The sequence below is a fragment of the Undibacter mobilis genome (assembly GCF_003367195.1).
GTDB classification, from domain to species: domain Bacteria; phylum Pseudomonadota; class Alphaproteobacteria; order Rhizobiales; family Xanthobacteraceae; genus Pseudolabrys; species Pseudolabrys mobilis.
In genome coordinates this window covers 1,512,228-1,530,738 of sequence record NZ_QRGO01000001.1, presented here as the reverse complement: position 1 = coordinate 1,530,738, position 18,511 = coordinate 1,512,228, and the positions used below count along the sequence as shown (strand labels likewise).

Here is an 18,511-nt window from a genome sequence, read left to right as displayed (position 1 = left end):
GCAGGAGGATAAATTTGCCAGCGGGCCTTTCCATGCCCCTGCCGGAGTCCACGCTGAAGATAAAATTCGGCATTCATGAAGCATGTCCGATCGGCTGTAAGACCGATCACGCCCTGAAAAAGGCCCCTATCGCTGCTCGTTTTGCAAACTCATTTCCAGCACGCGCGCCACGTGCAGCGCCTCGCGCCCGGCGCCGTCGTGGATCTGATGTCGGCAGGATGTGCCATCGGCGACGATGATGGCGTCATCGGGCGCCTTGCGCACCGCCGGGAGCAGCGACAGTTCCCCCATCTTCAACGACACATCGATGGTGTCGGCCTTGTAGCCGAACGAACCGGCCATGCCGCAGCAGCTCGACTCGACGGTCTCGACTTTCAGATCCGGCACCGCACGCAGCACGCTTTCAACCGCGCCCATGGCGGCAAAGGCTTTCTGGTGGCAATGGCCGTGCAACAGCGCGGGGCGCGGCAAAGGCTTGAGCGGAAGCGAGATGCCGGCCTTGATCTCGCGCGCCAGAAATTCCTCGAACAGCAGGGCCTGCGCCGCAACCTCGGCGACGCCCTCGCCCGTCATCAGCGCCGGCATTTCGTCGCGGAAGGTCAAGAGGCAGCTCGGCTCCAGCCCGACGATCGGCACGCCGCGTTTGGCGAAAGGCGCCAGCGCCTCCAGCGTGCGCCGCATCTCGCGGCGCGCTTCGTCCACCTTGCCGACCGACAGGAAGGTGCGGCCGCAGCACAGAGGCCGGCCGCCATCCTTTGGCTTGGCGGCATGAATGCGATAGCCGCCCGCCGACAGCACGCGCATCGCCGCATCAAGATTCTCGCGCTCGAAATAACGATTGAAGGTGTCGGCAAACAAAACGACTTCGCGTGGCGGCGTGGAGCCGCCTTCCGCCGGCGCGGCGCGATGCGGCCAGTCGCTGCGGTCGCGATAGATGTCGGCGCGCCATTTCGGCAGGCTGCGCCGCGCCGAGAAATTGGCGAGACTTTCCGAGACGCGTTGCAGCAACGGCCAACGGTCGCGCAGATTGAACAGCCAAGGCAACCGCGCGGCATAAGGCGCATATCGCGGCAGATAGCCGACAAGGCGATCGTGCAGCGACAGGCCGTTCTTCTTGGCGCGCGCTGCCAGAACCTCGATCTTCATCCGCGCCATGTCGATACCGGTCGGACATTCGCGGCGGCAGGCCTTGCACGACACACAGAGGGCCAGCGTCTCCGCCATCTCATCGGATGAGAGCGCATCGGGCCCGAGCTGCCCCGTCACCGCAAGGCGCAGCGTATTGGCGCGGCCGCGGGTAACGTCGCGCTCATCGCGGGTGACGCGATAGGACGGACACATGGCGCCGCCGGCCAGCTTGCGGCAGGCGCCGTTGTTGTTGCACATCTCGACGGCGCCCTGAAAGCCGCCGCCGGCACCGGGAAAAACCGACCAGTCGAGTTCGGTCTTGATATCGAGGCCACTATAATCCGGCTTGTAGCGCAGCAGGGAACGGTCATCGAACTTCGACGGCCGCACTACCTTGCCGGGATTGTAGAGAGCGTTCGGATCGAAGCGGTCTTTCACCTCCTCGAAGGCGCGCGCCAGCTTTGACCCGAACATCGGCTCGTTGAATTCGGAACGAACCAGCCCGTCGCCGTGTTCGCCGGAATGCGAGCCCTTGTATTCGCGCACCATGGCGAAAGCCTCTTCGGCAATCGCGCGCATGGCGTGGACATCCTTCTCCAGCCGCAGATTGAGGACCGGCCGCACATGCAGGCAGCCCGAGCCGGCATGCGCATACCAGGTGCCGCGCGTGCCGTGCCTTTCGAAAATCGCGGTCAGCCGCGACGTGTAATCGGCGAGATGCTCGAGCGGCACTGCGCAATCTTCGACGAAAGACACGGGCTTACCCTGCTCCTTCATCGACATCATGATGTTAAGGCCCGAGGTACGCACCTCGGTAATCGCCGCCTGCAGCTCGGGATTGAGCACCTCGACCACGCCGCCCCATTTGGTGCCGCTGTTGTCCCAATGGAAACCGAGATCGCCGATCAACTCCTTGAGCCTGCGCAGCCGGCGCAGGTTCTCTTCGTGATCGTTCTCGCCGAATTCGACCAGCAGGATGGCTTCCGGCAGATCGCGCACGAAGCGATCCAAGGTCGGCTTGTAGATCGGGATGGCGCCGGCGAGCTCGATCATGGTGCGATCGACCAGTTCGACCGCAATCGGCTTAAGGCCGACGATGTGCTGAGCGCAGTTCATCGCCTCGTAGAAGCTGCCGAAATGCACGGCGCCGACCGCGCGGCGGCCGAGCAGCGGCGAGAGCTTCAGCTCGACGCGCGTCGAGAAGCCGAGCGTGCCTTCCGAACCGACGAGAATATGCGCGAGGTTGATGCCGTTGCCATCTTTGTAGGAGCCCGGCACCAGCGCATCGAGATTGTAGCCGCCAACGCGGCGCTGCACTTTGGGAAAACGCGCGGCGATTTCATCGGCTTCACGCACGCCAATGGTCATGAGGTCCTGCGCCAGCGATTTGAGCGGCGGCGGCGCGTCATCGGGGCTGCCTATCGGACCGAAATGCGCGCGCGTGCCGTCGGCCAGCACCGCGTCGATGCCGATGACGTTGTCGCGCATGGTGCCGTAGCGCAGCGAACGGCCACCGCAGGAATTGTTGCCGGCCATGCCGCCAATGGTGGCGCGCGAGGCGGTCGAAATATCGACCGGAAACCACAGACCGTGGGGTTTGAGCTGACGGTTGAGGTCGTCGAGCACGATGCCCGGCTCGACCGCGCAGCGCTGCCGCGACACATCGAGATCGATGACGCGATTGAGGTATTTCGAGCAGTCGACGACGAGGCTTTCGCCCACCGTCTGCCCGCATTGCGACGTCCCGCCGCCGCGGGCCAGCACGGTAACGCCTTCCGCCCGCGCGATTCCGATCGCCCTTTCGGCTTCGTCGATGGTGCGGGGCACAACGACGCCGATCGGCGTTATCTGATAATGCGAGGCATCGGTGGCGTAACGCCCGCAGGTAAACTGGTCGAAATGGACCTCGCCGGCCAGTTCGGATTTCAAACGCCTTTCCAGGCCAGGGAGGACCACCGCCAAAACGCCCGTCCTTGATGGTTTACGCCAATTATTGAATGAGCCGATTGCGGAAATCCGCTTGACCGGAATGTGACATTCATAGTTCAAGGCCACAAGATCACGCTACAGCATTGGCTGCTTGAGGAGCGAGTTTCCTATGGCTCAGAATTCATCGCGCCAGGTCGGGCGCCATTTCCTTCATATCCCCGGCCCGACGCCGGTTCCGGATCGCATCCTGCGGGCGATGGATACCCCGATGATCGACCATCGCGGCCCGGAATTCGCCAAACTGGCGAAGCGGTGCCTCGACGGTATCAAGACCATCTTCAAGACCACCAATCCGGTGATCATCTACACCGCGACCGGCACCGGCGCCTGGGAAGGCGCGCTGACGAACACGCTGTCGTCCGGCGACAAGGTGCTGATGGTCGAGACCGGCCAATTCGGCGCGCTCTGGAAAAAGATGGCCGACAAGCTCGGGCTCCAGACCGAGCTGCTCGCCACCGACTGGCGCACCGGCGTCGATCCGAAAGTCATCGAGAAGCGCCTGAGCGAAGACAAGAAGCACGAGATCAAGGCCGTGTGCGTGCTGCACAACGAGACCTCGACCGGCGCGCTGTCGCCGATCGCCGAGATCCGCAAGGCCATCGACGCCGCCGGCCATCCGGCTTTGTTCATGGTCGACACCATCTCGTCGCTGGCCTCGACCGATTACCGCCATGACGAATGGGGCGTCGACGTTACCGTCGGCGGCGCGCAGAAGGGCCTGATGCTGCCGCCGGGCATGTCGTTCAACGCCATCAGCAACAAGGCGCTGGAAGCCAACAAGACCTCGAAGCTGCCGAAGTCGTTCTTCGACTGGCAGGATATGCTGAACCTGAACAAATCCGGCTTCTTCCCCTATACGCCGGCCACGCTCATGCTGTTCGGCCTCGATGTCGGCATCACCATGCTGCACGAGGAAGGCCTCGACAATGTGTTCGCCCGCCACGACCGCCTCGCCGAGGCGACGCGCATCGCGGCCAAGCACTGGGGCCTCGAGATTCTGTGCAAGGATTCGAAGTACTACTCGCCGACGGTCACCGCGATCCTGCTGCCGGAAGGCCATAACGCCGACCAGTTCCGCGCTATGGCGCTGGAGACCTTCAACATCTCCTATGGCGCCAGCTTCGGACCCTTCGCCGGCAAGTATTTCCGCATCGGCCATCTCGGCGACGTCAATGACGCGACCATGATGGGATGCCTTGCCACCACCGAGGTCGCCCTGCAGTTGTTCGGCGTGCCGATCAAGAAGGGCGGCGCGCAGGCGGCGATGGACTATTTGCTCTCGCAGCACGGCGCGGCGAAGAAGCAGGCGGCGGAGTAGGTTTCACCGCAGACGATTTGAAACGGCCGGGCCCAAAGCCCGGCCGTTTTGTTTCGGATCTACGCCGCGCGCTCCCATCCGTTGTTTGCCAGCACATGGGCGGTGAAGTCGGCGACCGCGGCGAGCGTCGCCTCCGGCGCCTCGCGCTGCGGCGAATGTTTCGCGCCAGACAGCAACGCCACATCGACCGGGCAGTAGCACTCACGCTCGGCGACTTCGATCTGCGCCACGGTGCCGTACTGATCGCCCTCGCCCTGCACGATCAGGACCGGCACGCGAATATAGGCGAGCTGCTCGGTGATATCCCACTTGCGGAAATCGGGATCGAGCCAGGCGTCGTTCCAGCCGCGGAAGGCGTTGTCGGGGTCCTTGTGCCAGCGCGCCAGCTTCGCGCGCAGATCTCCGGTTTCGTAGGCCTGCCGGGCCTCGGCGATGGCAGCAATGCCGACGTCTTCGGTGAAGAAATGCGGTGCCATCAGGATCAGGCCTCCGAGACGATGATCCTGATGCGAACCGGCATAGAGCGCCGCGATCGAGGCGCCGTCACTGTGACCGAACAGGATGTGCCGCCTGGCGCCGATCATATCGAGCAGCTTCGGCAGCACTTCGCGCGCCTCGATGTGCATGTAGGTCAGTGGTCGGGGCAGCTTCACCGGTGAGGACTGCCCGTAGCCGGCGCGCGAATAGACAAATACGCCGCAGCCCGTGGCCTCACTTACCTTGTCGGGAAAATCGCCCCACAGACCGACGCAGCCGAGGCCCTCATGCAGCATGACAATCGTCGGCGCCGCGTCAGGACGCGGTCCGACCATGCGGTATTCGAGGGAATGGCCGTCAATCGACAGAAAACCAGAATCCGCTAGCTGCATTTCATCAGCCCTGCTGCTCCGCCCGCAACATGAACCTTTGGATCTTCCCCGTCGCCGTCTTCGGCAGATCGACGCGGAATTCGATCCAGCGTGGATATTTGTACGGCGCCAGAACCTGCTTCACATGCTCCTGCAGCAGGACGACCAGCGCATCGCTCGCCTTGTCATGTTGCTTGAGCACGACGAAAGCGCGCGGCTTGACCAGCTTCTCTTCGTCCTGCCAGCCGACCACCGCGGCTTCCAGAACGTCCGGGTGCGAGGCCAGAGCCGCCTCCACCTCGAAGGGCGAGACGTAAATGCCCGACACTTTCAGCATGTCGTCGGCGCGGCCGCAGCAGATGAAATAGCCGTCCTCGTCCTCGATGTATTTGTCGCCGGAGCGCGTCCACTCGCCCTGGAAGGTCGAGCGCGACTTCTCGCGGTTGTTCCAGTACATGACCGCCGAGGTCGGCCCGCGCGAATACATCTCGCCCATCTCGCCCTTCTTGACGGGCTTGCCGTCCTCGCCGAGCAGCTTGATTTCGTAGCCCGGCACCGGCTTGCCGGTCGTGCCGTATTTGGTGGCGCCGGGACGGTTGGACAGGAAGATGTGCAGCATCTCGGTGGTGCCGAGGCCGTCATAGATCGACACGCCGTAGCGCTCTTCCCATTTGCGCGCGATGCCTTCCGGCAAAGCCTCGCCGGCCGAGATGCAATGACGCAGCTTTACCTCGGACTTCTGCGGCGCGCCCGGCGAATTGAGAAAGCTGGCGTAGAAAGTCGGCACCGCGAAGAACACCGTGATCGGATGCTTCTTGAGCAGCGCGGCCACACCGTCCGGCGTCGGCCGCTCGGCGTTGAGCACCACGGTAGCGCCGACGCTGAGCGGGAAGGTCATGGCGTTGCCAAGACCATAGGCGAAGAACAATTTCGCCACCGAATGCACGACGTCGCTTTCTTTCAGCCCGACCACCGGCGTGCCGTAGAGATCGGCCGTGATCTTGAGGCTGCCATGGACATGGACGGCGCCTTTCGGCTTGCCGGTCGAGCCCGAGGTGTAGAGCCAGAACGCCATGTCGTCGGCGACCGTCGCCGCGGTGACGTCTTCCGGCTCATCGGCGCCGATCAGATCCTCGAACAGGCGATAGCCATGAGGATTGGCTCCCGACACAATGACATGCTCGAGGTCGGGGCTTTCCGCGATGATCTTTTCGAACCGCGGAAACAGCGCCTCCGATACCACCAGCGCCTTGGCGCGGCTGTCGGCCAGCATGAAACGGTAGTCATCTTCGGTGAGCAGCGTGTTCACCGGCACGGCGATGATGCCGGCCTTGAGACAGCCGAGAAATGCCGTCGGCCAGTCGACAGTGTCGAGCACGGCCATGAGCACGCGTTCCTCGCGGCGAACGCCGAGACCGCGCAACGCCGCGCCGAAGCGGTTTACGCGATCGGCCAACTGTCCGTAGGTCCAGGTGCCGCGCCCATCGATATAGGCCGGCTTGCCCGCACGGCCCGCATCGAGATTGCGCTTGAGGACATCGGCGGCGAAGTTGTAGGCGCCGGCCCCCAATACGGGGCTCAGGCCCACCGCGCCGGTGTCCGCCGCGATTTTTTCCGCGACCGTCATTTTGTTTTCCTCCCGAAGTATTCGGGTATTATGCAATAGACCGGCGCGGGCTGCCTAGCGCAGCATATTTCCAAAGCAAAAACGCGCCCAAAAAACGTAACCTTGGGAGTGAAGCCGCAATGATCCTCAGCCGCGACCGTATTCTGACCACCCATGTCGGCTCGCTGCCGCGTAACGACAAGCTTTCCGACCTTCTGGTGCGCCAGGAACAGGGCCAGCCTTTCGACGCGACCGAAATGGCATCCGAATTGGACAAGGCCGTCGCCCATGTCGTCGACAAGCAGGCCAAGGCCGGCATCGATATCGGCAATGATGGGGAACAGCAGCGCGTCGGCTTCCAGACCTATGTGCCGCAGCGCATGAGCGGTTTTGCCGGCGTGTCGAACCGGCGGCGCGGCAAGGAATTCGAGGCTTTTCCCGAACTGGTGGCGAGCCTGGTGCGGCGCTTTCCGCACACCTCGAAGCAGCAGAACGCGCCGGAGTGCCAAGGCGAATTAAAGTATCTCGACGTCAAGCCGATTAATGACGAGCTGGCGCGCTTCAACCGCATTGCATCCGGCAAGTTCGCCGAGACCTTCATGACGGCGCCGTCGCCCGGCATCATTTCCTCGACCATGCTGAACGCGCATTACGACACGCACGACGCCTATCTCGCCGCGCTGGCCCGCGAGATGCGGCATGAATACATGGCGATTCACAAAGCCGGGCTTGTGCTGCAGATCGACGCGCCCGATCTCGCCATGGACCGCACCATGCTCTATCGCGATCTCGACGACGCCGCCTTCATCAAGCGCGTCGAGGCGCATGTCGCCGCCATCAATGCCGGCATCGACGGTATTCCGGCCGACCGCGTGCGGCTGCATGTCTGCTACGGCAACTGGGAAGGTCCGCATATCTACGACATCCCGCTCGAGAAGATTCTGCCGGCGCTGTATCAGGCCAAGGTCGGCGCGCTGACCATCGAGTTCGCCAATCCGCGTCATGCCCACGAATATGCCGCGTTCAAGAAGGCGCCGCTGCCCAAGCACATGATCCTGCTGCCGGGCGTGATCGAGACGACGTCGAATTTCGTCGAGCATTCCGAGGTCGTCGCGCGCCGCATCGAGGACGCGGTGGCGGCGGTGGGCGACCGCGAACGTGTCGTCGCCTCGACCGATTGCGGCTTCGGCACCTTCACCAACCGCGAATGGGTGATCGAGCCGGCAGTGTGGCTAAAGCTCCAGGCGCTGCGCGAGGGCGCCGACCTCGCTTCGACGCGGCTGTGGGGCAAGAAGGTAGCGTGAGGCTTCCTTATCCCTCCCCGAAGACGGGGAGGGATAAGAAGCAGACATGCGTCATCGCCCGCATTGTTTGGTCGGCCCCGGGCAGGCCGCAGTCCCAAACCTTCATTCCATCGCCCTTCGATAACGAGGGCGCGCGGAACGCCGGGCCCGAACAGCCCCGCAGCCTCGCGTGATGTGTGAGTTAGATTCACGCGAGCATCGTCACCACGGAATTGCCGGACCTCCGGCGTTCCGCACGCGGTGTTTTGTGGCTTGCTCCGCTCGACCCCCGGTGGACGGACCATTGCTATCCACCGCTGCGGGACTTCCCTGCGCGGGCGGGGTGGCTTCCTCGCCTCCGGTTTGGGCGCGACCTGGTGTCGATCGCCCCGCCGCCGAAGACTTCTGCTCCCTTGGCACGCGCAGTTCCGCCCCAGTGGCGCGCGGCAAGGCGCGCCGGGAGCGAGCGGCTTGGACCGCCGGGCGGGGAATTTGCGCCGCATCTCCGACGCCCCGAACCCGGCCACCGCTCCCCGCCCCAGCATCTGGAGACGCTGATCAGACACCCCTCGTCGAAGGGGCGGGATGCAGGGGAATATAGGCCTAGGCTTAAATACAGTCAAGCGTCATTTTGATTAAATTCCGCCCTCATGGTGAGGAGGGCCGAAGGCCCGTCTCGAACCATGGGGCGGCCTCAATCCTTCGAGACGCCCTCGCTGCGCTCGGGCTCCTCAGGATGAGGCCGATGAGGTGCTGCGGCATCTGGATTCCGGGTTCGCGCGTTGCACGCGCGCCCCGGCATGACGGGACTGGGGCCTTGAGGTCCTTCGCGGCACGGCGGCTGCGGCAAATCGCGCATCGTTCGATTTTTGCATGCCGATGTTCGATTCCTCCAAGCGAGGAGCGATGCGCCCGTCTTTCCATCACGCGGACCGTCAGGCATGATCGTCCGTGAAACGATGCGCCTTTCCGTCGAACGGCGATTCCGAACAAGCATCGAATTGGAGGAGATACCGATGAAGACCATGCTCTATGCCAGCGCGGCCACGATCGCCGTGGCGCTGATGGCGCCGGCTCATGCCCAGGACACCGTCAAGATCGGCGTGATCCTGCCCTATTCCGGCCAGTTCGCCGACGGCGCCAAGCAGATGGATGCCGGCATCAAGCTCTATATGAAGATGAATGGCGACACCGTCGCCGGCAAGAAGATCGAGATCATTCGCAAGGACGTGGCCGGCCCGCAGCCGCCGGTCGCCAAGCGACTGGCGCAAGAACTGATCGTGCGCGACAATGTCGACATCCTCGCCGGCTTCCTGCTGACGCCGAACGCCATGGCGGCGTCCGACGTGTCGGCCGAAGCCAAGAAGTTCATGGTGATCATGAACGCGGCGACATCGATCATCACCACCAAGTCGAACTACTCGGTGCGCACCTCGCACACGCTGCCGCAGGTGTCGGCGACAATGGGCACCTGGGCCGCCAAGAACGGCGTCAAGAAGTCCTACACCATGGTCTCGGACTACGGTCCCGGCCATGACGCCGAAACCAGCTTCCAGGCGGCACTCAAGGCGGCCGGCGGCGAAACGGTCGGCTCCGTGCGCATGGCGGTCGCCAATCCGGACTTCTCGGCTTATGTCCAGCGCGCCAAGGATCTCGGTCCGGAATCGATCTTCGTCTTCATCCCCGGCGGTGCGCAGCCGGCGGCCATCGGCAAGGCTTTCGCCGAACGCGGCATCGACAGCAGCAAGACCAAGATCCTCGGCACCGGCGAACTGACCGACGATTCCGCGCTCGCCAACATGGGCGACACCGCGCTCGGCGTCATCACCGCCTGGACCTACGATCACAATCACAAGTCCGCGCTCAACGAGAAGTTTGTCGCCGAGTACCGCAAGGACAACAACGGCGAGAACCCGAACTTCTTCGTCGCCGGCGGCTATGACGGCATGCACGTCATCTACGAAGCGCTGAAGAAGACCGGCGGCAAGACCGACGGCGAGGCGCTCGTCAACGCCGCCAAGGGCCTCAAGTGGGAAGCCCCGCGCGGCCCGATGATGATCGATCCTGAAACGCGCGACATCGTTCAGACCATCTACATCCGCAAGGTCGAGAAAGTCGGCGGCAAGCTCGTCAATGTCGAGTTCGACAAGGTCGAGAACGTCAAGGACCCGGTCAAGGCGGCCATGAAGTAAAGCCGGCCCCCAGCCGAGGCGAAAAACGGGGCGGCTTAAGCCGCCCCGTTTCACGATGGGATGGGGCGGCCCGGCGGGCCATGTTGGGCAAGCCGGACACATCCTGACGCCGTTGCGCTGCAGCGACAGCACAGATTTCAGTGCCAACGGCAAAGAAGTTTTGCTATGGGCCACTGGTCCCCACGCGATAGGGGCACCGGTACCGGAAAGCCGCAGACGAAGAAACAGTTCAAAGGCGCAGCGCGACACCCATGCTCCCTCCCGTTTTCGGCGTCCTGTTCGACGGCATTGCCTACGGCATGCTTCTGTTCCTGCTGTCGGTCGGCATGTCGGTGACGCTTGGCCTGATGAACTTCGTCAATCTGGCGCATTGCGCCTTCGCCATGCTCGGCGCCTACGTCACCGTCATGCTGATGAAGGACTTCCACTGGAATTTCTTCGCCACGCTGCCGGTCTCCTTCCTGGTCACCGCGCTGGTGAGCGTCGTCATCGAACGCACCTTGTACCGCCGGCTCTATCGCGCCACCGACCTCGATCAGGTGCTGCTGACCATCGGCCTCGCCTTCATTTCGGTCGCCGTCGCCGCCTGGTTCTTCGGCACCACGCAACAGCCGATTTCCGTGCCGGGCTACATGCGCGGCTCGATCAACGTGCTCGGGCTGAATATCGGCATATACCGCCTGTTCCTGGTCGCGGTCGGCATCGTCGTGACCATCCTCCTGGTGATGACGCTCGAGCACACGCGCTTCGGCGCGCAGGTCCGGGCTGCGGTCGATAACCAGCGCATGGCGCGCGGCCTCGGCATCGATGTCGACCGCACCTTCGCCGTCACCTTCGCGCTCGGCTCGGGTCTGGCGGGCCTCGGCGGCGCGCTCGCGATCGAGATCGTCGGCCTCGATCCGCATTTCGCCTTCGTCTATCTCGTCTATGTGCTGATCATCGTCTCGGTCGGCGGCCTCGGCTCCATCGCCGGTTCGTTCGCCGCCGCCTGCCTGATCGGCATCAGCGATATCGCCGGCAAGTATTACGTGCCCGAGCTCGGCGCCTTCCTCATTTATCTGGTGATGGTGGCGGTGCTGATGTGGAAGCCGGCTGGCCTGTTCGGGAAACGGTGAGCGCATGACAACGCTTGATGTGACCCGCGCCATGACCCCGCAAACCTACATGCAGCAATTGAGCCGCTGGCGGGCGATCGAGATCGCCTTCTGGCTGGCGACGCTGCTGCCGTTCTGGCTGTTTCCGACCTATCTGTCGCTGGCCAGCCAGATCGCCATTACGGCGCTGTTCGCGCTGTCGCTCGATTTGATCCTTGGCTATGCCGGCGTCGTCTCGCTCGGCCATGCCGCGTTCTTCGGTCTCGGGGCCTACACCGCCGGCATCTTCAGCAAATTTTTCTGGGGCGAGCCGTTCAGCGGCCTGCTCGTGGCCGCGGTCGTCGCCGGGCTCGTGGGCTATCTGTCGAGCTTCATCGTGTCGCGCTTCCGGCATCTGACGCTGATCATGATCACGCTCGGCCTCGGCCTGCTGCTGCACGAGGCCGCCAACAGCGCCAGCTGGCTCACCGGCGGTTCGGACGGCCTGCAGGGCGTGGCGATCAAGCCGGTGTTCGGCGTTTTCAAGTTCGACCTCTACGGCTACACGGCCTACGGCTATGCGCTTGCCATCCTGTTCGTCTGCTTCCTACTCACGCGCCGGCTGATCAATTCGCCGTTCGGGCTGGCGCTGCGCGGCATCCGCGAAAACATCGTGCGCATGCCGGCGATCGGCGCCGACAGTCGGGCCCACATCCGCAAGGTCTATACGATTTCGGCAATCATCGCTGGGATCGCCGGCGCCATCCTCGCGCAGACGACCGAAACCGTATCGCTCGAAGTGCTGAGTTTCGAACGTTCGGCCGACGTGCTGGTGATGCTGGTGCTGGGCGGCGCGGGACGCCTGTATGGCGGCCTGATCGGCGCCGCGGTGTTCATGATCGCACGCGACCAGTTCTCCGGCATCGCGCCGCAGTACTGGTATTTCTGGATCGGTATTCTTCTCGTGGTGGTGGTGATGCTGTTGCCGAACGGCATTCTCGGCGGCTTGTCGAAACTGTTCTCGCGTTGGAGTCGCAAATGACCGCGCAAACGGGAACCGTCGCGCCGTCCCATAAAGGCGCCATCGCCAAAGGCACGATCGCTCTTTCCACCCGCGGCGTGCAGAAGAGCTTCGGCTCGCTGGTGGTGGCGCGCGACATCGACATCGACCTGCCGGTCGGTGCCCGCTACGCGCTGATCGGCCCGAACGGCGCCGGCAAGACCACGCTCATCAATCTGATGACCGGCATGCTGGTGCCGAATGCCGGTCAGATCACCCTTGGCGGCGAGGACGTCACGGCGATGAAGCCGCAGGACCGCGTCAAGCGCGGGCTCGCGCGCACCTTCCAGATCAACACCTTGTTTGCCGGCTTGAACCCGCTCGAAGCCGTGACGCTCGCGGTCTGCGAGCGCCGCGGCATTGCCGGCCGTTTCTGGCAGAACATCGCCGGCAACAAGGACGCGATCGAGGAGGCCTACGAAATCCTCGCCAAACTCAAGCTCGGCGACGCCTGCTATCAGACGACGCGCGAACTGCCTTATGGCCGCCAGCGACTGCTGGAAATTGCGCTGGCGCTCGCGACCAAGCCGAAGGTGCTGCTGCTCGACGAGCCGGCCGCCGGCGTGCCGCACGAGGAGTCCGGTGAGATCTTCGAGGTCGTCGCCGGTCTGTCGGACGAATTGACCCTGCTGTTTATCGAGCACGACATGCATGTCGTGTTCCGCTTCGCCACCCACATCATCGTGCTGGTCGGCGGCGCCATCTTCACGCAAGGCTCGCCGGCCGAAATCTCGTCCGACCCCGGCGTGCGCGAAGTTTATCTGGGGACGCGCAAACATGGGTGAGCCCCTCCTCCGGCTTCAGAATGTGACGGCGGGCTACGGCGACGCCGTGGTGCTCAACGACGTCTCGCTCGACATTGCCGAAAGCGGCGCGCTGGCCGTGCTCGGCCGCAACGGCGTCGGTAAATCGACGCTGATGCTCACCATCATGGGCTTTACCCAGATGCGCGCCGGGCGCGTGTTCTGGCGCGGTCAGGACATTTCGCGGCAGCCGCCGCATTGGCGCGCCAATAACGGCATCGCCTGGGTGGCGCAGGAGCGCGAGATTTTCCCGTCGCTGTCGGTCGAGGAAAACCTCACGGTCGCAGCGCAACGCGGCGCCTGGACGCTCGAGACGATCTACCAGATGTTTCCGCGCCTGTCCGAGCGCAAGCGCAACATGGGCAACCAGCTTTCCGGCGGCGAGCAGCAAATGCTGGCCATCGCCCGCGCCCTGATGACCAACCCGTCGCTGCTGCTGCTCGACGAGCCGTTCGAGGGCCTCGCCCCCGTCATCGTCGAGGAGCTGATCCGCGCCGTGAAGCAGATGCTGGCCGGGCAGAAGCTCGCCATCGTTCTGGTCGAGCAGCATACCGACGTGGCGCTGGAACTGACCGCCAACGCCATCGTGCTGGAGCGCGGCGCGGTGATGCACCGGGCGCCGTCCGCCGAGCTGCAAAAGGACACCGAAACCCTGGAGCGCTATGTCGGCCTGCGGGTCGCGGCGGAGCATTAGGCGCGCTGCCTTTCTTCTCCCCTCCCCCGCGAGGCGGCGTCCACACTCCTTGTCATGGCCGGGCTTGTCCCGGCCATCCCGCTTAGTTAAGCACTGAGCCAGCCTAAGCGGGATGCCCGGGACAAGCCCGGGCATGACAGGAGAGAGCCCCGCCCCATGACCACAGACGCCCATTTCCTCGACCGCGACACCATCGCCGAACTGACCGCGCGCATGTATCTCGACACCGGCGCGGTGCGGTTCATGGGCGACAAGCCCTTTATCTTCACCTCCGGCTGGGCGAGCCCGGTCTATAACGACTCGCGCTGGCTGATCTCCTTCCCGGACGTGCGTACGGCGATCATGGGTTACATGGTCAACGCCATCGATCGCGACATCGGCCGCGACAAGCTCGACGCCGTGGCCGGCGGCGAGACCGCCGGCATTCCGTTTGCCGCCTGGGTCGCCGACCGCATGCACCTGCCGATGCAATATGTGCGCAAGAAGCCCAAGGGCTTCGGCCGCGGCTCGCAGATCGAGGGCGAACTGAAAGCCGGCCAGCGCGTGCTGCTGGTCGAGGACCTCGCCACCGACGGCCGCAGCAAGGTCAATTTCGTCAAGGCGATCCGCGACGCCGACGGCCACTGCGACCACTGCACGGTGATCTTCTTCTACAACATCTACAAAGAGGGCGAGAAAGTCCTCGGCGATCTCGGCGTCAAGCTGCATTACCTGACGACCTGGCGCGACGTGCTGCGCGTCGCCAAGAAGATGGATCGGTTCGAGCCGAAGATGCTGGCCGAGGTCGAGAACTTCATCAACGATCCGGCCGGCTGGTCGAAGGCCCATGGCGGCGTGAGCACCGCGGCGGCGGAGTGATCTTCCTTCACCTCCCCCTGGAGGGGGGAGGTCGATTGCGCGCAAGCGCAATCGGGTGGGGGTGATCGCGCGCAGCGCGACTACGAAGCTCACCCCCCGCTCGCTATCGCTCGCGACCCTCCCCCTTCAGGGGAGGGTAAAGCAAAGAGGCGCTACACCCCCGCCTTCCTCTTCACCTTCACCACCGCCAGATCCAGCGCCGACAGGAACCGCGACACATCCTGCCGCGACAAAGGCGGCGGGCCGCGCGTCACCGCGCCGGCGCTGCGCAGGTCGGCCATCAGGTTGCGGCTCGCGAGCGCCATGCCGATGGCGTCGTCGTCAAATACCTTGCCCGACGGCGACAGCACGCTCGCGCCGTTCTTGACGCAGCGTGCCGCCAGCGGAATGTCGGCGGTAATGACGATGTCATGAGCGCCCGCGCGTTCGGCGATCCAGCCATCGGCGACGTCCGGGCCTTCGGGCACGATGACGCGCTCGATCAGGTCGCTGCGCGGCACGTTCATGAACGAGTTGGCGACGATAAAGACCTTCAGCCCGTAGCGCTCGGCGACCCGGTAAACCTCGTTCTTGACCGGGCAGGCATCCGCATCGACGAAAATCCGGATAAGGGGCGTTGACGGGTCTTCCATGAAATCAGCGGTCATGATCCAATTGCCGGTGCCGAGGGAGGCATCAATGGCCAAAAAGCGCTCCAAAACAAGGAAAAAGCTGCCGAAGCCCGTTCAGCCGCGCAAACCGGCCAAGCCGAACGCACGCCGCGCCGTCTCGGCGAAAACGCGCGTCAAGAAGCCGACGCAAAAGTTTCACGTCAGCCATCACAACGAAGCCGATTTCGACCAGGGCCTGCGCACTTACGCCAAGTATCGCGACCTGGGCCTCGCCCTCGCCACCTCCGGCATGGTGCAGGCGCATGTCATCCGCTTCATCCCGCCGTTCAAGGCGGAGGATGTCGCCAAGCCGCATTTCCACGACGTCGATCTGCAGATGATCTACGTGCTCAAGGGCTGGTACAAAACCGAGTTCGAAGGCGAAGGCGTTCACACCTTCGAGGCCGGCGCCTGCTGGATTCAGCCGCCGAAGATCAAGCACACCGTGCTCGGCTATTCCGACGACTGCGAACTGTTGGAGATCGTACTGCCGGCGGAGTTCGAAACGGTGATGCTGGGAAAGTGATGCTCGCCTGAACTAGCCTTCGCTTCTGTCTTGGCTGGGCGAGCTTTACCTACTTCTCCACATCATCATCCGACAGAACGCGATAGGCCGCGCCTTCCATGTCGTTGTATTGCCCGCTGCGCAACGCCCAGAGAAAGGCGAACAGCCCGAGCAGACCGAGGCCCAGCGCCAGCGGCAGCAAGTAGACGATGATGTTCATGTCATCCTCGTTTCTGCAGGCAACCCGACATTCTCCGTTCGTCCCCGCGACGGCGCGACGCCGGCAGCTGGATTCTCGCTTGCGAGAGGTGAAACGGCGCTTTGATCGGCGCCCGCGTCTTTAACATTGGCGCGCAGAGCATTCAGCGTTACCAGCAGCGATGAGCCGGACATTGCCGCAGCGGCAATCAGCGGCGTCACCAGGCCGGCAATCGCAACCGGCACGGCGATAAAGTTGTAAATCACCGCGAGCCATAGATTCTCGACCATCAGGCGACGCGCGCGCCGCGAGATGGTCACCGCGTCGAGCACGCCCACCAACCGTTCGCCGAGGAACACGGCATCGGCGTGCGCTTGCGTCACATCGGCGGCCGAGATCGGCGACAGCGAAACATGCGCGGCCGCGAGCGAGGGCGCATCGTTGAGCCCGTCACCCACCATCAGCACGCGCCGGCCCTCGTTCTTGAGCGTGTCGATGACGGCGATTTTCTCCGCCGGATTGACGCCGGCACGCCATTGCTGAATGCCCAGCGTTTCGGCCACCGGCGCCACCGCTTCCCGGCGATCGCCGGACAAAATACGTAGATCGAAACCGAGATCGCGCAGCGCCTGTACGGTCGCCACCGCGTCGGGCCGCAGGCTCTGCGCAATCGCGAAATTGGCGGTGCGCTCGCCGTGGCGGAAATAGATGTGGGACGTGCCCTCTCCGCTCACTCCCGAAGGAACACGACAGAACGCCGCACTACCGAGCCGCATCTCGGCGCCATCGACCACCGCGCGCACGCCCTGCCCCGGCTCTTCCGTCGCACCGTCGAAGGGCGCGGTGCTCACGGCCTCCTTCGCCAGCGCCATCGCCAGCGGATGCCGGCTCGATTGCGCCAGCCGCGACGCGGCTGTCAACAGATCGGCGTCGATCTCCGCGGCGTTGACCACCCGCGGCTCGGGCAGTGTCAGGGTGCCGGTCTTGTCGAATACAATGGTGTCGGCCTCGGCCAGGCGTTCGATGGCGTCGCCGGCATTGAGGATGATACCGCGCTTGAACAGGGCGCCGGAGGCGACCACCTGCACCGCCGGAATGGCGAGCGCGAGCGCGCAAGGACAAGTGATGATCAGCACCGCAATGGCGATGATGATCGAATCGTGCAGCGATAGTCCGGCCAGCCACCAGCCGGCGAAGGTCAGCGCCGCGGTGACATGCACCACCGGCGCATAAATGCGCGCCGCTTCGTCGGCCAGCCGCCGCGTACGCGATTTTGCGCTGGCGGCCTTCTCCAGCAGCTTCTCGATCTCGTCGATCAGGGAGTTGCCGCCTGCGGCGGTGACACGCAGCGTCAGCGTGCCGGAGAAATTCAGGCTGCCGGCATAGACTTTGGCGCCCGCCTTGATGGCGCGACGCGCGGTTTCGCCAGTGATGAGGCTGTCGTCGATCTCCGAGGTGCCGTTGATGACTTCGCCGTCGGCGGGCACGCGCTCGCCGGGCTTCACCAGAATGCGATCGCCGGCCTTGAGCGCAGCCGCCAGGACATTGACAAGTTCGTCGCCTGTAAAGCGGTGCGCCGTATCGGCGCGCAGCGCGGCGAGATTGCCGGCGGTGGCGCGCGTCTTGCGGCGCATGGCATGCTCCAGCGCCCGCCCCACCAGCAGGAAGAACAGCAGCATCAAGGCCGAATCGAAATAGGCGTGTTCGGCGTGGTTGGCGGTCTCGACCACCGACATGCCGAGCGCCAGGATGACGCCGAGCGAGATCGGCACGTTCATGTTGAGCGTGCCGGCGCGCAGCGCAGCCCAGGCGCTGGTGAAGAACGGCTGGCCGGCATAGGCGCCGGCCGGCAACGCAATGAGCGCCGACGCCCAGTGGAAGAAATCGCGCGTCTCCGGCGTGATGTCGGTGACATTGCCGGACCACACCGACACCGAGAGCAGCATCACGTTCATTGCCGCAAAGCCGGCAACCGCGAGGCAGCGCGTCAGCCGGCGCGTCTCGGCGGCTTCTTCTTCCTCGGCGCGCAGCGGCACGAAGGGATGGCCGCGATAGCCATTGGCGCGCAAGGTATCGAAGATACGCGCCGGCTCATCCAGTGCATCGGACCATGCGACATGCAGACGACGGTTGGTGTAGTTGACGCGCGCCTCGGTGACGCCGGGCAGGCTTTTCACCGCATGTTCGATGCGCGCAATGCACGCACCGCATGTGATACCTTCCACGGCTACATCCATGCCGTTGGTGCCGTCGGTTTCAGGCTTGATGTAAGGCGAAACGTCGAGGGTGTCGGTAACGGTCATTG

15 protein-coding genes are annotated in these 18,511 nt (G+C 64.1%); 9 read left to right on the top strand and 6 right to left on the bottom strand.

Going from position 1 to position 18,511, the window contains the following annotated elements:
• Positions 1-126: 126 nt before the first annotated feature.
• Positions 127-3,057: an FAD-binding and (Fe-S)-binding domain-containing protein gene (locus DXH78_RS07205; protein WP_245416757.1), complete on the bottom strand. Its 2,931-nt coding sequence runs from the start codon at positions 3,055-3,057 to the stop codon at positions 127-129.
• Positions 3,058-3,226: 169 nt separating this feature from the next.
• Between DXH78_RS07205 and DXH78_RS07200 the strand changes: the two genes are divergently transcribed.
• On the top strand, positions 3,227-4,435 hold the full coding sequence (locus DXH78_RS07200) for a pyridoxal-phosphate-dependent aminotransferase family protein (protein WP_115516404.1): 1,209 nt from the start codon (positions 3,227-3,229) through the stop codon (positions 4,433-4,435).
• Between the two features lie 59 nt (positions 4,436-4,494).
• On the opposite strand, the gene DXH78_RS07195 is transcribed toward DXH78_RS07200, so the two are convergent.
• The gene (locus DXH78_RS07195) at positions 4,495-5,304 is read right to left on the bottom strand and encodes an alpha/beta fold hydrolase (protein ID WP_115516403.1); all 810 of its coding nucleotides are present in this window, start codon (positions 5,302-5,304) and stop codon (positions 4,495-4,497) included.
• 4 nt (positions 5,305-5,308) lie between these two features.
• Complete coding sequence (locus tag DXH78_RS07190; protein ID WP_115516402.1) at positions 5,309-6,910, bottom strand: benzoate-CoA ligase family protein; 1,602 nt, start codon at positions 6,908-6,910, stop codon at positions 5,309-5,311.
• 119 nt (positions 6,911-7,029) lie between these two features.
• Between DXH78_RS07190 and DXH78_RS07185 the strand changes: the two genes are divergently transcribed.
• The 7 genes from DXH78_RS07185 to DXH78_RS07155 all read left to right on the top strand — a co-directional run bounded on the left by DXH78_RS07185 (position 7,030) and on the right by DXH78_RS07155 (position 14,852).
• Positions 7,030-8,193 carry a cobalamin-independent methionine synthase II family protein gene (locus DXH78_RS07185; protein WP_115516401.1) on the top strand — a complete coding sequence of 388 codons (1,164 nt, stop codon included), beginning with the start codon at positions 7,030-7,032 and terminating at the stop codon, positions 8,191-8,193.
• Between the two features lie 995 nt (positions 8,194-9,188).
• Complete coding sequence (locus tag DXH78_RS07180) at positions 9,189-10,364, top strand: ABC transporter substrate-binding protein (protein WP_115516400.1); 1,176 nt, start codon at positions 9,189-9,191, stop codon at positions 10,362-10,364.
• Positions 10,365-10,615: 251 nt separating this feature from the next.
• Positions 10,616-11,479, top strand: a complete 864-nt coding sequence (locus DXH78_RS07175; protein ID WP_115516399.1) for a branched-chain amino acid ABC transporter permease — start codon at positions 10,616-10,618, stop codon at positions 11,477-11,479.
• A 4-nt stretch (positions 11,480-11,483) separates the two neighbouring features.
• Entirely contained in the window at positions 11,484-12,479 is a 996-nt protein-coding gene (locus DXH78_RS07170; RefSeq protein WP_115516398.1) for a branched-chain amino acid ABC transporter permease, read from the top strand.
• Positions 12,476-13,282: an ABC transporter ATP-binding protein gene (locus DXH78_RS07165; RefSeq protein ID WP_115516397.1), complete on the top strand. Its 807-nt coding sequence runs from the start codon at positions 12,476-12,478 to the stop codon at positions 13,280-13,282. The genes DXH78_RS07170 and DXH78_RS07165 overlap by 4 nt, the downstream gene beginning before the upstream one ends.
• The gene (locus DXH78_RS07160; protein ID WP_115516396.1) at positions 13,275-13,994 is read left to right on the top strand and encodes an ABC transporter ATP-binding protein; all 720 of its coding nucleotides are present in this window, start codon (positions 13,275-13,277) and stop codon (positions 13,992-13,994) included. The genes DXH78_RS07165 and DXH78_RS07160 overlap by 8 nt, the downstream gene beginning before the upstream one ends.
• Positions 13,995-14,150: 156 nt before the next feature.
• A complete protein-coding gene (locus tag DXH78_RS07155; RefSeq protein ID WP_115516395.1) occupies positions 14,151-14,852 on the top strand; it encodes an orotate phosphoribosyltransferase in 702 nt (233 codons plus the stop codon).
• 152 nt (positions 14,853-15,004) lie between these two features.
• Here the strand turns inward: DXH78_RS07155 and DXH78_RS07150 are convergent, their stop codons facing one another.
• On the bottom strand, positions 15,005-15,484 hold the full coding sequence (locus DXH78_RS07150) for a YaiI/YqxD family protein (protein ID WP_115517777.1): 480 nt from the start codon (positions 15,482-15,484) through the stop codon (positions 15,005-15,007).
• A 46-nt stretch (positions 15,485-15,530) separates the two neighbouring features.
• On the opposite strand from DXH78_RS07150, the gene DXH78_RS07145 reads away from it, so the two are divergent.
• The gene (locus DXH78_RS07145) at positions 15,531-16,028 is read left to right on the top strand and encodes a cupin domain-containing protein (protein ID WP_115516394.1); all 498 of its coding nucleotides are present in this window, start codon (positions 15,531-15,533) and stop codon (positions 16,026-16,028) included.
• A 49-nt stretch (positions 16,029-16,077) separates the two neighbouring features.
• Here DXH78_RS07145 and ccoS read toward each other — a convergent pair whose 3' ends face one another.
• Positions 16,078-16,227, bottom strand: a complete 150-nt coding sequence (ccoS, locus tag DXH78_RS07140) for a cbb3-type cytochrome oxidase assembly protein CcoS (RefSeq protein ID WP_115516393.1) — start codon at positions 16,225-16,227, stop codon at positions 16,078-16,080.
• Entirely contained in the window at positions 16,224-18,509 is a 2,286-nt protein-coding gene (locus DXH78_RS07135; protein ID WP_115516392.1) for a heavy metal translocating P-type ATPase, read from the bottom strand. Before DXH78_RS07135 ends, ccoS begins: the two co-directional genes overlap by 4 nt.
• Positions 18,510-18,511 lie beyond the last annotated feature (2 nt).